Annotated in this window: 8 protein-coding genes; all 8 read left to right on the top strand. The window is 39.1% G+C overall.

Annotated features, from left to right (window positions below; genetic code table 11):
* Positions 1-167 precede the first annotated feature (167 nt).
* The 8 genes from ACRD69_RS04385 to ACRD69_RS04350 all read left to right on the top strand — a co-directional run bounded on the left by ACRD69_RS04385 (position 168) and on the right by ACRD69_RS04350 (position 19,008).
* Positions 168-1,811, top strand: coding sequence for a sodium:solute symporter family protein (locus ACRD69_RS04385; RefSeq protein WP_430813847.1), 1,644 nt, complete (start codon positions 168-170; stop codon positions 1,809-1,811).
* A 1-nt stretch (position 1,812) separates the two neighbouring features.
* On the top strand, positions 1,813-4,089 hold the full coding sequence (locus ACRD69_RS04380) for an FAD-dependent oxidoreductase (RefSeq protein WP_430813846.1): 2,277 nt from the start codon (positions 1,813-1,815) through the stop codon (positions 4,087-4,089).
* 20 nt (positions 4,090-4,109) lie between these two features.
* Positions 4,110-6,896: a hypothetical protein gene (locus ACRD69_RS04375; protein WP_430813845.1), complete on the top strand. Its 2,787-nt coding sequence runs from the start codon at positions 4,110-4,112 to the stop codon at positions 6,894-6,896.
* Between the two features lie 4 nt (positions 6,897-6,900).
* Positions 6,901-10,005: a SusC/RagA family TonB-linked outer membrane protein gene (locus tag ACRD69_RS04370; protein ID WP_430813844.1), complete on the top strand. Its 3,105-nt coding sequence runs from the start codon at positions 6,901-6,903 to the stop codon at positions 10,003-10,005.
* 23 nt (positions 10,006-10,028) lie between these two features.
* Entirely contained in the window at positions 10,029-11,822 is a 1,794-nt protein-coding gene (locus ACRD69_RS04365; protein WP_430813843.1) for a RagB/SusD family nutrient uptake outer membrane protein, read from the top strand.
* A gap of 42 nt (positions 11,823-11,864) precedes the next feature.
* Positions 11,865-13,829, top strand: coding sequence for a DNRLRE domain-containing protein (locus ACRD69_RS04360; RefSeq protein WP_430813842.1), 1,965 nt, complete (start codon positions 11,865-11,867; stop codon positions 13,827-13,829).
* A gap of 97 nt (positions 13,830-13,926) precedes the next feature.
* Complete coding sequence (locus tag ACRD69_RS04355; RefSeq protein WP_430813841.1) at positions 13,927-17,235, top strand: sialate O-acetylesterase; 3,309 nt, start codon at positions 13,927-13,929, stop codon at positions 17,233-17,235.
* 75 nt (positions 17,236-17,310) lie between these two features.
* Positions 17,311-19,008, top strand: a complete 1,698-nt coding sequence (locus ACRD69_RS04350; protein WP_430813840.1) for a right-handed parallel beta-helix repeat-containing protein — start codon at positions 17,311-17,313, stop codon at positions 19,006-19,008.
* The last annotated feature ends 49 nt before the right edge of the window (positions 19,009-19,057 follow it).

Genomic DNA, 19,057 nt, shown 5'->3' with positions numbered 1-19,057 from the left:
ATAACTGCGTCTGCAGTGTGGTTGTATTCAGGTTTTGCGTGATTTGTTTCGGAAACGTTTCCGTAAATAAATGAATGTGTTTTCCGGATTTTTCTTTGGTGAACAAATACAAAACACTTCATTTGTATTGTTAAAAAATGCTAACGAACTAAATCCAGAAAAATCTGATGAGCACAATCGATATACTTGCGATCGTTCTTTTTATGGTCATTGTTTTTATGACTGGGATGGCTTTTTCAAAAGCATCCGGAAACAATATGAAGTCCTTTTTTGCAGCCGATGGCGCTGTACCTTGGTGGATGAATGGTCTATCCTTATTTATGAGTTTTTTTTCGGCGGGTACTTTCGTCGTTTGGGGTGCTATTGCTTATGCTGATGGTTTGGTGTCAGTATCCATTCAATGGACTATGTGTATTGCCGGGATCATTATTGGAATCTGGATTGCTCCAAAATGGCAGAAAACAAAGATATTGACCGTAGCTGAATATATAACTAAACGTCTTGGTTTAGAGATTCAGAAAACATATACACTGCTTTTTCTTGGCGTATCGATCTTTACAGCCGGAGGTTTTTTATATCCGGTTGCTAAGATCGTTGAGGTTTGGTCTGGGATTCCCGCGGCTTATAGTATTATTGTTATTGGAGCAGTAATGGCTATATATACTGCAGTAGGTGGTTTATGGGCAGTTGTGGTCACAGGAGTATTGCAGTTTATTGTATTATTGGCTGCAGTAATTATTGTGGTGCCACTTTCTATTGAGCATGTAGGCGGGATGAGTACTTTCTTTGGTAAGGTACCTGAAGGTTTCATGAACTTTACAGGAGGTGACTATTCCTGGGGATTCCTTTTAGCTTTTGGTTTATATAATCTCTTCTTTATTGCAGGTAATTGGGCCTTTGTTCAGCGTTATACAACCGTTTCATCGCCGAAGGAGGCCAAGAAAGTAGGTTGGATGTTTGGTGCGTTATATACCATTAGTCCTTTGCTTTGGATGTTGCCTCCAATGCTTTATCGTGTCGTTGATCCAAGCCTTTCCGGACTGGAGAGTGAAGAGGCCTATATGTTGATGTGTAAAACGGTATTGCCTGTTGGTATGTTAGGTTTGATCGTTGGTGGAATGGTATTCGCAACATCAAGTTCGATCAATACCACTCTTAATATTTCAGCAGGTGTTATTACAAATGATATTTATAAGAGGTTGTTTCCTCATACCAGCGATCTGCACCTTGTGAAAATAGGAAAATTAGCAACTTTGGCTTTTGGTGCATTAACAATAGGTATAGCACTGCTTGTTCCTTTAATGGGAGGCATTGTTAATGTCATTCTCACCATTGCATCCTTAACCGGAGCAGCCATGTTTCTGCCGCCATTATGGACTCTGTTCTCGAAGCGTCAAACGGGATTCTCAGTATTGTTTACAACTATTGCCAGCTTGGTTGTGAACCTATTCATGAAATTTATTTCACCACTACTTTTTGACATCACTTTATCGCGCGCCAATGAAATGATTTTGGGTGTGGCCCTGCCAATTGCATTGTTAATGGTGTTTGAGATGGTAAATAAGGCTAAAGGAGTTGAATATATTGAAGAAACTCCTCAAACATCACAAGAAGATGAAGTAAGTACCGAAGCTGCAGCTGCAAATATACATGGTATTAAAGTCATGTCATGGGGAATTATTGCCGTGGGTATATTGTTGAGCGCCCTTGGTGCGATCGCCGATAGTTCTAAGCTGATGATTATCGGAGTTGCATCAGTTATTCTGTTGCTTGGTATAGTAATGTTGGTACGAAGTAAAAAAAACAACTAAGATGATAAAACAAGATTTTGACAATAAAACCCGCAAAAACAAATTAGTTGAACTCCAGACCGACTTGGTCGTGTGTGGTGGTGGCCTTTCTGGTGTTTGTGCAGCCGTGACAGCGGCTCGTGAAGGTGTCAGAGTAGTAATGATTCAAGATAGGCCTGTACTTGGTGGCAATGCCTCAAGTGAAGTGCGCCTTTGGGCCTTGGGAGCTACCTCTCATATGGGTAACAACAATCGTTGGTCCCGTGAAGGAGGATTAATTGATGAGATTCTGGTGGAGAATACTTACCGAAATAAGGAAGGTAATCCAGTCCTGTTTGATATGGTGTTATTGGACTTCGTTAAAAAGGAATCCAATATTACATTATTGCTTAATACAGCTATTTATAACACAATAAAAGCCAGTGAAAATTCCATCAGGGCCGTGGAAGCATTCTGCTCGCAAACATCTACAAATTATGTGGTTAGCGGAACTAATTTCTGTGATGCCACCGGTGATGGTATCGTTGCTTTTCAGGCTGGGGCAGCCTTTCGTATTGGACAGGAAGCTAAAGCTGAGTTTAACGAGCAGATGGCACCGGAAAAGGAAAATACTGACCTGTTAGGTCATAGTATTTTTTTCTACAGTAAAGATGTTGGTAAGCCGGTTAAATATGTCGCTCCAGATATTGCTCTAAAAGACATTAAAGAGATTCCAAAATACCGTTCGATAAAAAGCAAGGATAAAGGATGTAGCTTCTGGTGGTTGGAGTATGGTGGCAAAATGGATACTATTCATGATTCGGAGAAGGTAAAAGACGAATTATGGAAAGTCGTGTATGGTGTTTGGGATTATATCAAGAATTCTGGTGAATTTCCGGAAGCTGAGACAATGACCCTGGAGTGGGTGGGGACAATACCCGGTAAGCGGGAAAGTCGTCGTTTCGAAGGGCATTATATGCTTAATCAAAATGATGTAATTGATCAGGTTGAGTTTGATGATGCTGTATCTTTTGGCGGGTGGGCTGTTGACCATCATGATGTAGAAGGTGTTTATACAACTGGAGCAAGTTGCACACAATGGCATGGTAAAGGTGTTTACCAAATTCCTTACCGCTGTTTTATCAGTAAAAACATCACAAACCTGTTTTTAGCAGGACGTATTATAAGTGCTACACATATCGCATTTGGAACAACACGTGTGATGACAACTTGTGCCCACGGTGGTCAGGTGGTTGGAATGGCTGCAGCACTTTGTAAAAAGCATAATGCTAGCCCGGAAGCTTTAAAGACCGGAAAATTGCTAAATGAGTTAAAGAATGCACTAAGCAGAAATGGACAAGGTGTTCCAGGAGTTGCCTATGCAGGAGATAACTTGTTGGAAAGTGCAAAAATAGAAGCTAGTTCAGAATTAAAATTATCGGAGATTCCAGCCAATGGTGATTGGCTTCATTTGGAGAGAGCTTCAGCACAGCTATTGCCACTCTGTAAAGGTCAGGTGTATGTTGCAGATTTTAAGGTAAAAGCCGAGGGTAAAACCGAATTGCTTGCAGAATTGCGAGTGAGTGATGTAAAGGAAAATTATACACCAAATATTACCTTAGAGACTATAGAGGTTAAATTAGAAAAAGGGGAGCAGAATGTAAAGTTTGAGTTTACAGAAGCTATTCCTGAAAACCAATATGCTTTCATTATTCTTAAAAAGAATGAGCTGGTTCATGTGCAAACAAGTAAGCAATTAATTACTGGTGTTGTTTCGGTTTTTAATGGAGAAAACAAAAAAGTATCTAACACAGGCAAACAAACAGCACCTGAAAATATTGGGATTCATTCGTTTGATTTTTACACGCCACTGCGTCGCCCGGAAGGACAGAATATGGGTTTAGCAATACAGCCTGCTATTGATAATTTCTATGCGACAAATGTGATAAATGGATTTGTAAGACCATGGATCCAATCTAATGCTTGGGTGGCTGACGTAAATGACATTGAACCGACACTAAAATTCTCCTGGGAAAACAATAGGATAATTAACACATTAACGATATTTTTCGATACAGATTACGACCACGCCATGGAATCTGTTCAGATGGGACACCATGATAGTGTAATGCCTTTTGTTGTGAGGGATTATGAAGTATTGGATGCAGATGGCAACATCATTTATGAGAATAGAGGTAATTATCAAACGGTTAATCGGATAGAATTAACGACCCCAGTTGTGAGTAAATCATTAACAATGAAATTTAAACAGAATGAATCAGGTTGTCCTGTATCTGTTTTTCAAATAATTGTCAATTAATCATTGAAGTTCACTAAGTAATGAAAAAGATTCTTTTATATAGTTTAGCGTTTGTTTTGCTTATAAGTTGTGGTGACAAAGTTAAGGTCAATTCTGATTTTGAAATTGTTAAAGGTGATTTGAAATTTGAAAGTGAACTAACCTTATTATTCGCTACGGAAACCCCTAAGCTCAAAATGCGTCCATCAGGTATTGAAAATGTAAAATACAATGTGGCAACATGGAACGCTTTGTCGGGTGAAGATTTGCTTAAGCAAGTCAAAAGGGATGCAGCTCAACAAGGTGATGGCTTTGATGACTCTATTCTGTCAAGTAAAAATGAGAACAGGACGGCTAACCTTTTTAAGGCAGGTATCAATGTTGATTTTACACCAGAAAAAACTTCAATATCTGGTGATACTACCATTATACATTATAAAGCAAATGATTATGCAGATCTTCTTGCAAAGGTGTATGAAGAGAGTGGGCAGGTTTGCTTTAAGGTTGAAATGCAGGCATTTAAGAAAGGTTACTATTCAGTCGCTTTTATGAATGCCCCTGCAAATTCAATCGAAGAAACAGAAGAGATTTGGCAACCAATGATCTGGCACGAAAAACGTTTCCCCGAACGTTCATATATGACCTTGGCGTATAGAAGTCCAATTCCATCAGCCTTGACCACTTTCAATGGTTCAACATATGGTGTTGTCGCTCATCCGGATGAATTTCCGTTTCAGCCGTTACCATTACTTCAGAATAGCCGTTTTGGAATTGCTGTTCGCAACCCGGATGGAGAAGCCCAGGCGATGCTATTTGCACCTGTATTAGGTGGAGCTGAATCGCAAATGAAGCCGAATGATAATTATCATTTTACTGCCATATTATATAAAAACGAAGGTAACTGCACTGATAACTATGAAAATATAGCTCGCGAGTTATTTGGCTTTGGTGATTATAGGCAGAATGATATAACCACACTGAATGCTACTTTCGATAACCTGATTGATTATACCATGTCTGACTACGCCTGGTTTATTGATAGCTTAAAAGGTTGCGCGTATTCAACAGATGTGCCAGGTGCAGTCAAGAATGTATCTTCATTAAATCCACTGGAACTTGCCATAGTTACAGATAATGAAGCGATGTTTGAAAAACGGGCTTATCCTACCATGGAATACCAGATTTCGCGTGAGAAGTTTCTGTTTGCTCTTGATAGAGAGCAGAAGATTCAACATCCATCCCGCAAGTTACATGGACCAATAGCACCTATTAGTGAGTTAACCTCGCTTTATAACATCTTCGGAAAGAATATGCCTTTTTTGGTTGATCTGGCACATAATGCTTATGGAACAGAAAAGGTTCGCAATCTTGATGTGAAAGAAAGAGGAGATTCCTGGATGAACAGTATGTTTATGTATAAGGCAACTGGAGATAATACCTTTTTACAAAAAGCCATTGAAGATGCAGATGAATATATCCTGAATCGTGTCACAACAGCTCAAAGTGATTTTACTGACCCATTAGCAGGCGGCTTTTTCTTCTGGACAGGATTTGCTCCTCGTTGGATTTATTTACTTGAATTATATGAGTTAAGTAAAGAACAGCGTTTTCTTGATGCTGCTCGTAAAGGTGCACGTTATTACACGACGTTTTGTTGGATGAGCCCGCAAGTACCGAACGATAGTTTACTTGTTAATGAAGGAGGAAAGGCACCTTTATATTGGTATCTAAAATCAAAAGGACACAAGCAGATGTATGCAGAAGAGGAGGTAGCTCCTGCCTGGCGTTTGTCGGAAATAGGCCTGACGCCTGAGTCATCAGGTACAAGTACTGGTCATAGAGCCATTTTTATGGCCAATTACGCTCCGTGGATGTTACGTTTGGGACATTATGCCAATGATAATTTTCTGAAGGAAGTGGCGAAAGCTGCTATCATCGGTCGATATAAAAACTTCCCGGGTTACCACATTAATACAGCACGCACAACCATTTATGAGAAAGCTGACTATCCACTTCGTCCACATAAAGATTTAAGTGTGAATTCGTTCCACTATAATCATATTATGCCAATGGCATCAATGGTATTGGATTACCTGGTAACTGATGCTTTTGTGAAATCAAATGGTCGAATCGACTTTCCCTCAGAATTTATAGAAGGTTATGCTTATCTGCAAAATAAGTTCTACGGACACAAACCTGGAGATTGGTATGGAGAAAAAGCCTGGTTATGGATGCCATCGAGATTGATTGAAACCGGTTCAGTTGAATTGAACTATATAACTGCGAGGAAGAATGATAAGCTTTATATAGCCCTGTCAAACCAATCACAATCAAACGTCAGAACATGGGTCAAAGTAAATGCTGAGCATGTAACCTTAACAGAAACAACAAAAGCAACTCAACATGATGGTAAGAAACTAGAGCTTGAAGAAGAAATGATTCTGGTTGAGGTTCCTTCAAATGGTCAGTTGGCTATTGTATTAGATAATGTGATTACTAAGACAACATATCAAGAGAAGTTAACCGAAGTAAATGAAATCTGGGAAAATGATTTTACAACCACAAATGTTGGAAATAGCAAAGCCATGATTATGAATTGTGGTCAGAAAACCAAGAATCTCTACTTATACCTTGAGGATGATGATGATGTTTTCAAACGCGTTCAGTTGACCATAAAGCAAGATGGCCTATCGAAGACATTGATGGATGACAATTATCCTTATGAATTTACAGTGCCTGTAACTGCAGATGAGGTCGAGTTTCAGCTGATAGCAACAGGCATAAAGGGAGATGTTCAAACTAGTAATTGGAAAAAGCTAAATAAATAAGAAAATGAAAAAGATCCTGCTATTACTGCTATTGGTTCTTTCTGGCAATATCGCATTGTTTGCCCAGAATGCATCTGGCGTAGTTTATGATGAAAAAGGTTTGACAATGCCGGGAGTAACGGTAATGGTATCTGGGACAAATACTGGTACTATCACTGATATCAACGGACAATTCACAATTAAGGCTGATAATGGAAAGGAATTGAGTTTTTCTTTTATTGGATATAAAACACAGACGGCAATTGTTACTGGAAATACCTTAAAAATAAATATGGTGGCCGATGTCATGAAACTGGATGAAGTAGTGGCGGTGGGATATGGTTCCAGACGAAAGGTGAACTTAACTGGTGCTGTTGAAAGTATTAATACAGATGATATAGCAACACGCACAATTACCAATGCAGGACAGGCTTTACAGGGAAAGGTGTCTGGAGTGATTGTTACCCAGAATTCAGGACAACCGGGTCAGGATGAAACAGAGATTCGTATCCGTGGAGTATCCTCGATTGAGAACAGTAATGATCCATTAGTAATTATTGATGGAATTGAAGGAGAGTTGTCTGATGTACATCCCAATGATATTGAAAGTATGTCGGTGCTTAAAGATGCGTCTTCAGCTGCAATTTATGGTAATAGAGCTGCTGCAGGTGTAATCATTATTACGACCAAAACAGGAAGTTCAGGATTAAATGTAAATGCGAGGGTCACCAGTTCCATTCAGCAGGTAACAACATTTCCCGAAGTTGCCAATTCGTATGAGTATGCAACACTTTTAAATGAAGCACGCCTGAACTCGGGTTTTCCTAATGTACCATATGACGATGAAAAGCTGGAAATCATAAAAGAAGGTTCTGATCCGGCTTATCAGAATGTAGATTTATATGATTTTTACTTTTCACCTGCCTGGATGCATAATTATTATGCCTCTGTAAGTGGTGGACAAAAGAATTATAACTTTTCTTTTACAGCTGGTTACCTTGATCAGGACGGTGTGCTATATGGCACAAGTGCTGATAAATTAACCTATCGGGCCAAGTTGAACAGTAAATTCTGGAAAAATAAGCTAAGAGTTGGAGCTTCCTTCGGCGGATACAACAAGAAAGAGGAAGAACTTTCTAGTAATACAGCATCGGTAATGGCATATAATGCTAACAGTTCTCCAATTGGATTCTTACAGGCGACCGATCCGGAAACTGGTGAACCTGGTTTATATGGAGGCAAAGCTAGGTATTATGCCATAAATGAAGCCGGAGGAGGTACAGATATTAAACGTTCGAACTTTAATTATCAATTTAGTGCGGAGTTAGAACCATTGAAAGGCTTAAAAGCAAAAGTTTTATATGGACAAACTATTTACCGATACGATAAGGAGAGACTATTAGCTTCAGTAGCTTTGGCTGGTAATCCGGATGAAGATACCCCTTCAACTGTGACAGATTCAAAATATGAATTGACCAATAGTACTACCACTTCTACTACTTTAACTACTACAATCAATTATAGCAAGAAGTTTAATGGACATAAATTAAGTGCTTTGCTGGGATATGAGCATTTGACTTACGAGTATGATTTAGATGCATTTTCAATCAAATTCTTACTGGCTAATCAACCGTATTTCCCATTTGGTGATCCCGAAACGTTGACTGCTGATGGAGCTATAAATGAAAGGGCTACAATGTCATATTTTGGGCGATTTGCATACGATTTCAAAGATAAGTATTTACTGGAGGCTAATTTACGAAGAGATGGGAGCTCTCGTTTTGCGGAAGAAAACAGATGGGGTCTTTTCCCATCCTTCTCTGCAGGCTGGCGTATTTCACAGGAGTCTTTTATGGAAGATTTACCAGTTGAATTAAAGATTCGTGCCTCATGGGGGAAATTGGGTAATGAACGCATGAAAGAATATTATCCATCTTTTAATGCAATGGATGCCGGTGAATATTACAATTTCGGAAATACAGTGGTACAGGGAACAGGAACTTCGCTATTAGGTAATGATAATTTGGTATGGGAAGTATCAGAGCAAACAAATATTGGTATTGATGCCGTATTTTATAATGCGTTATCAATATCTGCGAATTATTTCGAGAAGAAAACTACTGGTATTTTAGGTAGAGTTGATATCCCTTTCTCTTTAGGTCTGGGTAATTCAAACAGTTCAAAGCCTTATCAGAATGTTGGTTCAATGCTGAACGAAGGTGTGGAACTTACTTTACAATACAATAAGAACTGGAAAAACTGGAGTATTGGCAGTAGTGTTAATTTGACTTATTTGACTAACGAGGTCGTTGATCTGGGAGATCTTGATTATGTTGCCCATAACGATGTGGTGTCAGGTTATCTGCCACCTGCAGATATTATTAGGTCACAGGTGGGGATGCCGTTTGGCTCCTATTATGGTCTGATTGCAGATGGCATCTATCAAGTGGATGATTTTACCTGGCAAAATGATAGTGATCCAGCAATCGAGCATTACGACAGATTATATGTTGTGAAAGAAGGTATGGATGATGCTTCGGCTATTTTGGGGCGACCAATGCCAGGTGATATTAAGTATAAAGATATCAGCGGAGAAGAAGGTGTGCCTGATGGAAAGATAACTGAAGATGATATCACATATATGGGCAGCTCCCAACCTGATTTTATTTATTCATTTAACCTGTATGCCGAGTATAAGAAATTATCATTAAACGTTCTGGGACAAGGTATACAGGGAGCTAATGCATATATAATGGGTGCATTGGTAACACCATTCTGGGGAGGACGTGGCAATATTTCAAAGGATATGGTTAATAACCATTGGTCATTCGATTCACCATCTGAAGAATATCAACGCGTATATGATGATTCACAGCGAGCTAATATTGTTTCTTCATATTATTTACAGGATGCCTCTTATTTCAGGATTAAAAACATAGAACTGGCCTATCGTTTCGATAATCTGGAAGCAGTCGGTATTGATGAGTTGAAGATTAGTGCAAGTGTTGAAAATGCATTCCTCTTTAGTAAAATGGATGGTTTCGATCCGGAAAAATCATTCAATAAGATTACTCCTGATTTTCACCCACAGGTTAGAATTTATTCACTTGGATTAAACCTTAAGTTTTAATCACCACATAAATAAGCATTAAAATGAAAGTTATTATATACGCATTTTTATTCGCCATTCTATTTTGCTCATGTGAGGATGAACTGAATAGGTACCCTAAGGACTTTTTGTCACCAGAGGTTTTTGAAACGGAGAATGATATTATCTACGCCCTTAATGGTACTTATAAAGCATTAACCGGAATGGGGCTGGCTGGTCTGGATTATCAGAATGTAGAGCCAATTATCACCGACTTTATTACCGATAATGGGTTCATGGATAAATCCTGGATGGGTGTTGTTGAATACTGGGACCAGCGTCATAATCAGTTTTCGCAGTTTGCAGAAAGGAAATGGGCCCGAAATTACATGGGTATTTTAAGGGCGAATACAGTATTGACATACATTGGGAATGTGCCTATGACAGCAGAAGATAAAGCACGATATGATGCTGAGGCTCGTTTTTTACGCGCCTATTATTATGCTGATTTAGTCCATTTTTATGGCGATGTACCAATGCGCCTGGAGCCAGAAGGTATTGAAGGTGCAGACCGGGAAAGAACACCCAAACAGGAGGTGATAGAATTTATTTATGCCGAATTAGACAGTGCTATCTCTGTATTACCATCCAGGCTTGAAACAGATCAGGGTAGGGCAACGAAAGGCGCAGCACAAGCTCTTAAAGCATGGGTTGCACTTAATAATTATGATTACAGCATTACCAAAGAAATGTGTGATGCTATTATGAGCGATGGAGATTATTTTTTGTTTCATGATTATGCAGGCTTGTTTAAGCCTGCGAATGAGAATAATAGTGAGGTTATTTTTGATATTCAGTACATGATGGATAAAACAGATGAGAAACTAACCGAGCCCTGGACCACATATTTTTATGCCTGGAGCTCGTACATGGCCGATTATAGTTTATCCAATGCCTATTATACTATTGAAGGTTTACCAGCTAATGAAGCAAACCCTAATTTCAATCCTCAAAAGCCATTTGAAAATAGGGATCCCCGCCTTTATGCTACACTGGCAGTGCCATATTCATTTAACGGATTCGATAATAATGGGGATACTTTATATTACATCCCCTATAACAAAAAGGCGTATAATTTCTCTAGCCTAAGAGTCAATAAATATGTGGATTACGATGTAGAGCACGGTATGAGAGGAAAAAAAGCGACAGGGACTAACACAATTTTATTTCGCTATGCCGATGTGCTTTTAATGAAAGCAGAAGCCTTATGTATGACAGATGGAGCAGGAGCAGAGGCGGAGATACAATCGTTGGTTAATGAAGTACGACAGCGACAAAGTGTGATGATGCCTAAAGTCGAAGAAGTAGAAGGTTCAGGTTTAAGTCAGGAACAGTTAATGGATATCATTAAGCACGAAAGGCGTGTGGAGTTTGCTATTGAAGGAACCCGTATTTTAGATATTAAACGATGGAAGATTGGCGAACAGGCATATTCTGCTGCTCAGGGTTACGATCCCAACTTGCTATTTTATTGGGTAGTAACCAATGAAATTATCGTTGAAATGGAGAATGATGCTATTGTACCATCTCGCATGATTCGTTACCTCAAACGAGATAGCTATTTCTTAAATAAAATATTTAAATCTGAAGAGGCATTCCGTGAGCAGATGGATAAGGTATTTACGGCCGAACAGGTGGCCGGTTACGGTGATATCATTATCGAATATGTACAGCCGAAATATGAAGTTTATAGCTTCCGTGAACGAAGCTTTGATGCTTCTAAAGGCTACTTGTGGCCAATACCTTATACCGAAATACAAACAAATAATTTGATAAATAACAATAACCCGGGCTACTAGTCCAATCAAAGTTCAGATATTAATTAACCAAAGAAAAGTGTTATGAAAAAAAGATTTTTACTCTTGTTATGTGCCGTATTTGCAATGATGCAAATAAATGCGCAACAAATTATTGAAGCCACCAAAAGTGGGTTTGTCAAAAAGGGAAGTACCGCTTTTACTGAGTCTGTATTAGAAGTCAAGGCAAAAACAATTACTTACTCGCGTGTTTCATATGTGGAAGTGCCAGTAAGTGGACAAGAAATTACGCAGGTAAAGCTTCATGTTTATTTCTATAATTCAAATACTGATGGAGATTGGCCTGTGGAGTTTAAAACAATGCCAGGAGGTCTGCCGGTTGATGTAGAAGAAAATGTAACATTAAATTTTGATAACCAGCAACCAGATGCTAGTTTTACAGATGCTGCTACTATTCAAACTAACAATACGGCGTATGGTTGGGTTGAAGTTGATATTACTTCTGCATATAATGCTGCATTGAATGCAGGAGAATCAGCTTTAACGATTCGCATGAATTCATTTGATGAGAATGCGGCTTTAATTAAGTTTTATAGCTTGGGTACAGGAACTGGTAATAAGCCTTATATTTCTGTTCTTTCAAATTGTATGCCTGAATACAATACCATTGAAAAAACCTTAGTTGAAGGAACATCAATTGTTATTGATGGAGAAACAGTAACAACTTCAGGTACATATGAAGAAGTTTCAACAACAGCTTGTGGCGCTGAAAAAATTGATACATACCACATCTTATTTATTGAAAATGGAACAGTAGATAATAATGTAGCCATTTGTGATGGTAGTTCATATGAAGTGCAGGTGGGACCGAATACTTTTAAAAACTACGATACAGCAGGAACACATACAGATGTTATCACTTCAGATGATGGTAGTGCTACTCAAACGATTAATACGACTATTACAATAAACTCACTACCAGTTCCTCCATATCTGGGAGATGATTTTACCATTCGTGAAGGTGAATCTGCAACATTGGATGCAGGTAGTAGTTTTGATGCTTACCAGTGGTACAATAATAGTGTTGCCATTAGCGGCGAGACTAACAGTACATTAACTGTTTCAAGTATGAATGATGCGTTTACTTTTGGTACCAATGAAATTCATGTTGCAGTTACGGATGGTAACGGTTGTACAGGTGGTACAAATGACGATGCTATTTGGGTCGACATTGTTGGTAATTATCTGGCTCCGGCAAAAGATATGTATCTTGAGGAAGCTGGTGATCGACTATTGGATATTGCTCGATTAGAAGTTAAATATGATACATGGGGAGACCAAAACAATGATGTGGCTGGAGCGCCGTATTATACTAAAGAGATTCATTTAGCTTTTGATTTAACAGGAGTTCAAATTCCTCAAAATGCGACTAACTACAAATTGAAATTATACATGTATTCATTGGCAGAAAATCCTAAGCAACCAATTGATAATCCTTCAATTAATATTGACTGTGATTATGCTGATGGTTTATATGGTGATGATATGACCTGGTCAACACGCACGGCACTAGTCGATCGCACACCATTAGCTGCTGCTGTAACGGTTACTGAAAGTATGATTAACTCAATCGTGGAGTGGGATATAAACGATATTTTTGTGAGTGATATTTTGGGTAAGAAGAACCAATTTACAGTTATTTTATCTACTCCAAATGATGCTTATAGTATTTTGGCTAAGTTTAGGGATGTAACTAACGCCAATGTGGATGTACGTCCTTCAATTTCATTTGATGTACCAACCGCCATTGGCGATGAAACCAAAGAAGTGGAAGTATCTTTGGCGCCAAACCCTGTAACAACTGACTTATTCATCAATAGCGATGAGCAGTTTACTTCTGTACAGGTTTATAATATGCTTGGTCAGGTTGTTCTTTCTGCACCTGTTGAAAGTAATCGAATCAATATGGCACAATTACCTAAGGGGCAATATATTGTTAGCCTTATTGGTGAAAGCCAAAAGGTAAATAAGATTATCATTAAGAAGTAAATTAGTCATATTAAGGCAACTCCGGAAAGTGGAGTTGCCTTTTCTTTATCTTCCACTTCCTCACTCAACTATTGTTTAATTCACTAAAATAATCATCATGAAGAGAATGCTCCATGTTGCAATGCTTGTATTTGTATGTTTTGTTGTACAAATAGTTAGTGGCAAACAACCTGTAGTTGCTTTAGAAAACAACAACATTTCAGGAGAGTTATCGGTCCCTAATGTCTTCAGCTCTAACATGGTACTCCAGCAAAATGATGAAGTGAAAATATGGGGAACAACTTTAGCTAACCAAGAGGTGACTATAGAGTCGACATGGGCTTCTCAATTATCCACTACTGCTGATGCTAATGGAAATTGGTTAATCTCATTCAATACACCTGCAGCCTCTTTTGATCCCCAAAGTATTCGCATATTCACTAATGATGATGAAGTTATTTTATCCGATGTACTCATTGGTGAAGTCTGGTTGTGTGCAGGACAATCAAATATGGCTTTAAGGATGCTGTATGAAGACAATGGCGATGCTGAAATAGGCAATGCAGGCAATGTCCCTTTACGATTGTTCAATGTGCCGACTACAACGGCTTCAGAGCCACAGAGCAATATCGCCAATACCACCTGGGAACAGTGCTCACCTACATCTTTAGAAAATTTCTCAGCTGTAGCTTATTATTTTGGTAAAGAATTAATCAACAATCTTACAGAAACCCCAATTGGTTTAATTAATGCTTCCTTTGGTAGTTCTTCCATTGAAGCTTTTATGAGCAAAGAGGCACTGTTATCTAAAACCTACCTGGCCGATCATTACAATACTTACGAAACCACAGTTGAATCAAAAGTGCCAACGGCCGTTTATAATGCCATGATTCATCCATTACTGGATTGCAGTGTTAAAGGAGTGGCCTGGTATCAAGGTGAGTCCAATTGTGTGCGTGCGAGCCACTACTACGAAGCACTGGAAACCATGATTCAGTCGTGGCGAAATGAATTTAATAGTACTAACCTACCTTTTTACCTGGTGCAACTACCACCGTATGATTATACCACCTCACAACAAGAATCAGGAAATCCATACAGTGCCGCTACAGTGCGTGAAGCGCAGCGAATGGCTTCAAAAAACATCGCTAACACTGGTTTAATCGTGACCATGGATCAGGGCGATGTCAATGATTTACATCCGACTAATAAAAAAGAAGTGGGTGCTCGACTGGCCAATACAGTATTGAACCAAACCTATAGCCAAACAGAAAAAATATACTCAGGACCCGACTTTAAGTCCTATTCGGTAGAAGGCAATACCATTCGATTAACATTTGATTTCGTAGAGAATGGCATAATCGATAACTATGCGGAGCTAAATTGGTTTACCATAGCCGGTAGCGATAAAAAATTCTACCAGGGTAACGCTTTTGTTGATGGCAACGATATTGTCGTGAGTTCACCATATGTGGACGAACCGATGGCCGTGCGCTTTGCCTGGTATAACACTGCCGTACCCAACTTTTTTAATACAGAAGGCTTACCGGCTTCACCTTTTAAAACAGATGACTGGACAGCTTTTACTTACACTACCAATATTACAAGCTGGAGTTCCATGCCTGATATCAGAAATGTGGCTTTTGACTTAAGTATGCCAGAGTTGACACAGGAAGCTCCTGCTGCAGGTAAGCGTGTGAAACAGACATTGGCAGCTTACGAAGGAACTAATGTGTATCACACACTATATTTGCCGACAAACTGGGAAGCAGGAAAGCAATATCCAGTGATTGTTGAATATGCCGGTAATGGGCCATATTTTAATAAATACGGTGATGTGTGTACAGGTAAACCTGATGATACCTATATGGGTTATGGTATTAGTGGGGGTGAAGATTTTATATGGATCAGCATGCCATTTGTGAGTGAAGATGGACAGGATAATCAACTATACTGGTGGGGGGATATCGAAGCCTCAGTTCAGTATACCATTAATACAGTCAATTATATTTGCAATAATTACGGCGGTAATTCGTCGCTGGTTTTTGTGGCTGGTTTCTCTCGTGGTGCCATTGCCTGTAATTACATTGGTTTACATAACGATGAGATAGCATCTCTTTGGTGTGGTTCTATTGCCAATAGCCATTATGACGGGGTGCTCACACATTGGTCCTATCCAAATGCCGATTCGGCCTCCGCCTTAGAACGCTTGCAACGATTAAATGGTAAACCGCAGTTAATTATTCAGGAAGGAGCAGGGCCGGCCGCTACCAAGACTTACATAGAAGGTACAGGAGTAGAAGGTGACTTCTCCTATTTATCTATTCCTTACCGAAATCATGATTTACGCTGGGTATTACAGGATATTCCTCAACGAGCAACCTTACGTAATTGGGTGAATGATATAATCGAGTGTGAAGCCATTATCTCAGGGCCATCTGTGGTGCAACAAGGCGAAACTGTTGACGTATCCATTGAGTTAAAAGGAACAGCTCCCTGGCAACTAAGCTATACAGTTAATGGTTATGCCGTAAACCTTAATGATATTTCCACATCACCTTATACCTTTCAAGAAGTTATTGATGAAAATACAGTGATAGCCATAACGCATGTAGCCGATGCTATTGGAAGAGGAACTCCTGGCGACCAGTTAGGAATTTACCTTTTTGAAGATGAGATTGGAGTAGTTTGTGACGGTATGGTCAGGCAAACCCAGGCCGACGGGTACTATACCTCTGAATTGATTGAACAAAAAAACGCTTCATCCTGGGGCCGTAAAGGACTTTTTAGTTTTGATATCAGTGGTTTTAATGAAGAGCTGGCTGGTGCTGCCTTTCAGGTGTTTTTAAATAAAAGTTCATCCTCAACATTCAATAATCAGGTTATGGTTTATGGTGTTAATGAAGATGATTTCACCTGTGGTGTAACTACCTGGGACAATTTACAAGCCATTAGTTTCATCGAAACAGGTGCGCTTGTAAATGTTGATGAAAGCTTATTGGGTACTTATTTATCTTTTGATGTGAGTGATTACCTGAATCATTGTATTAATGAGGGGCAAGCGAATATGGTACTTTGTTTGGATGGTTCCAGTGCCAGTCATGTGTTGTATTATAATGCCATGGAGAGTACTGAAAACAGGCCAAAATTGCTTTTTGCCAGCCAACCGGATGGTTTTCCAACCGACATCATCCAATCGAAACTGGATGAGCAGAAACTGGTGATTTATCCTAATCCATCAAATGGTCATTTTTATATTGAAAATCCTCTTGATAAGAAGGATGGTTATTCAATTTATGATTCAAGTGGGAGACTGATACGACAATGTAATATCGAGGCTTTTCAAAGAGAAAAGGTAAGTAATTTGATACCAGGACTATATGTGGTTACTGTGGACGGACTGTTTCAAAAAGTGATTGTTCGGTGACAATAGTTCAGTTTGAAAGAGTTTTACCGCCTTTATGAGGTTCCTATATCTATTCAGGAATTAACAAGAGAATGAATGAAAAGTAATACTTGGCACATACTTCTTCTTTGTTTGCTTCTGCAAATATCCTTTAGTGCATTAAAAGCAGCATCTGAATTGCATATTGCTGTAGCTGATTTTGGTGCTATTCCTGATGATGGCAAATGTGATGCAGCAGCTATCAGGCAAGCCATTTCTTCTGCAGAGGGCAAAGAAAATATTATTATTTCTTTTGAATCGGGAGTTTACAACCTAAATGAAGATGCAGTTCTCTTTAGAAAAAACTACAAGGCCATGCTTTTTGTTTGGGGGCAAAAAAACTGGATGCTTAAGGGGGCTGTTGATGAGCAGGGAAATCCAGCTACTACACTTGAGATGAATTTGTGTTTAGGTAACCAGATAACTGGAGCCAGTCATCTTGATATTAGGGACAATGAGAATATAAAGGTGACGAACTTCATATTGGATCAAAACCCACGTTTTGCAACAGCTGCCAAAGTGCTGGAGGTGAATGATGATCATTGGGTAACAATAGAAGTTTTTGAAGGTATGCCTCATTTTGATGGTATGCAAACCCATTCAGCCAATAACTGGGATTTGGAAACCGGGCAATTGATAAAGGGACCTCCGATTACCATTGCCATGACATTAGGTGAGAAGCATGTTTTTACAAAAGTAGAAGGGTACAAACGACGTTATGAAATACAGAGTAAGCGTTTTGCCTCACTTCTAAAACCGGGAGAGGGATTGTCATTTCATTTCAATGTGATCGCAGGCAAGGCTCGAACAGTGGATGTGTACAATAACACAGACGTAGAGCTTAATAACATATTTGTTCATAATGCCATTGGTATGATACTGGGTGGAGGCAGTAATAAGAATATGACTTTTCGTAAATTCCATATTAAACCCGAAGGAAAATCATTGGCAGTCGGACCTCGTGACGGCATACATCTTGCACGAAACTCAGGGCGTTTGCTTATGGAAGATGTTCTGGTAAAAGGCGTGCGTTGGGACCCACTGGTCAGTTATCTGGGTTTTGTCAGTATTACAAACCGTATTGACGATCAGTCTATACTGTTGGATGGACAATCGGATAAGCAACAGTTGGCGCTGGAAGCCATTCAGCCGGGAGATTATCTAAAGTTTTGGGTTGGTGAAAAACCAATGAAAAATAAGGTGGTTCAGGTTCAGGATGGCAAAATAACATTAGCTGATAAATTGTCTCCTGAGGTGTTGCAAGGAACCTATTTCTCTCCTGAAGCTTGGTATTGGGAAGAAGCGATAATAAAAAATTGTCTTGTGGAAAGTAATTATGGTACCGGACTAGTATACGAATGTGATAACCTGTTGGTTGAGAACTCAACCTTTAGAAACAACTCCTATGCTGATATAGGATTAGGACCTACCAGTAAAAATGTAGGTGCATTTTGCGAAAACATTTTAATCCGAAACAACTTGTTTGAAGGCTCCACATGGATTGATAAATACAAGAATTATCGAGGTTCCATAACCACCTTCCATAAATCACCGTTTTTCGATAAAGAACCCTATCATCAGAATATACATATTGAGAATAACACATTTAAAGATATTACCGGACCTGAAAAACCGTCGGCCATTCATATTAAGAATGCAAGCGAAGTAACGATACGTCAAAATAAATACATCAATACAGACAATACGGTACTTGTTGAAGAGGCTAGTACGACAAGGATTATTGTTAAGGATTAAGGATATTGATGAAAGTTTAATGGATTAATGTCACAGAATTAAAAGAAGT

It is taken from the genome of Carboxylicivirga agarovorans (assembly GCF_050589845.1).
GTDB lineage: Bacteria > Bacteroidota > Bacteroidia > Bacteroidales > Marinilabiliaceae > Carboxylicivirga > Carboxylicivirga agarovorans.
The sequence above is the reverse complement of the archived record's forward strand: the minus strand, read 5'-3'. Positions and strand labels throughout refer to the sequence as shown.

Excerpts from the sequence above, each read along its gene's own strand:
- ACRD69_RS04385 (WP_430813847.1), top strand. The coding sequence starts at position 168 with ATGAGCACAATCGATATACTTGCGATCGTTCTTTTTATGGTCATTGTT.
- ACRD69_RS04380 (WP_430813846.1), top strand. The coding sequence starts at position 1,813 with ATGATAAAACAAGATTTTGACAATAAAACCCGCAAAAACAAATTAGTT.
- ACRD69_RS04365 (WP_430813843.1), top strand. The coding sequence starts at position 10,029 with ATGAAAGTTATTATATACGCATTTTTATTCGCCATTCTATTTTGCTCA.
- ACRD69_RS04360 (WP_430813842.1), top strand. The coding sequence starts at position 11,865 with ATGAAAAAAAGATTTTTACTCTTGTTATGTGCCGTATTTGCAATGATG.
- ACRD69_RS04355 (WP_430813841.1), top strand. The coding sequence starts at position 13,927 with ATGAAGAGAATGCTCCATGTTGCAATGCTTGTATTTGTATGTTTTGTT.
- ACRD69_RS04370 (WP_430813844.1), top strand. The coding sequence starts at position 6,901 with ATGAAAAAGATCCTGCTATTACTGCTATTGGTTCTTTCTGGCAATATC.
- ACRD69_RS04350 (WP_430813840.1), top strand. The coding sequence starts at position 17,311 with ATGAAAAGTAATACTTGGCACATACTTCTTCTTTGTTTGCTTCTGCAA.
- ACRD69_RS04375 (WP_430813845.1), top strand. The coding sequence starts at position 4,110 with ATGAAAAAGATTCTTTTATATAGTTTAGCGTTTGTTTTGCTTATAAGT.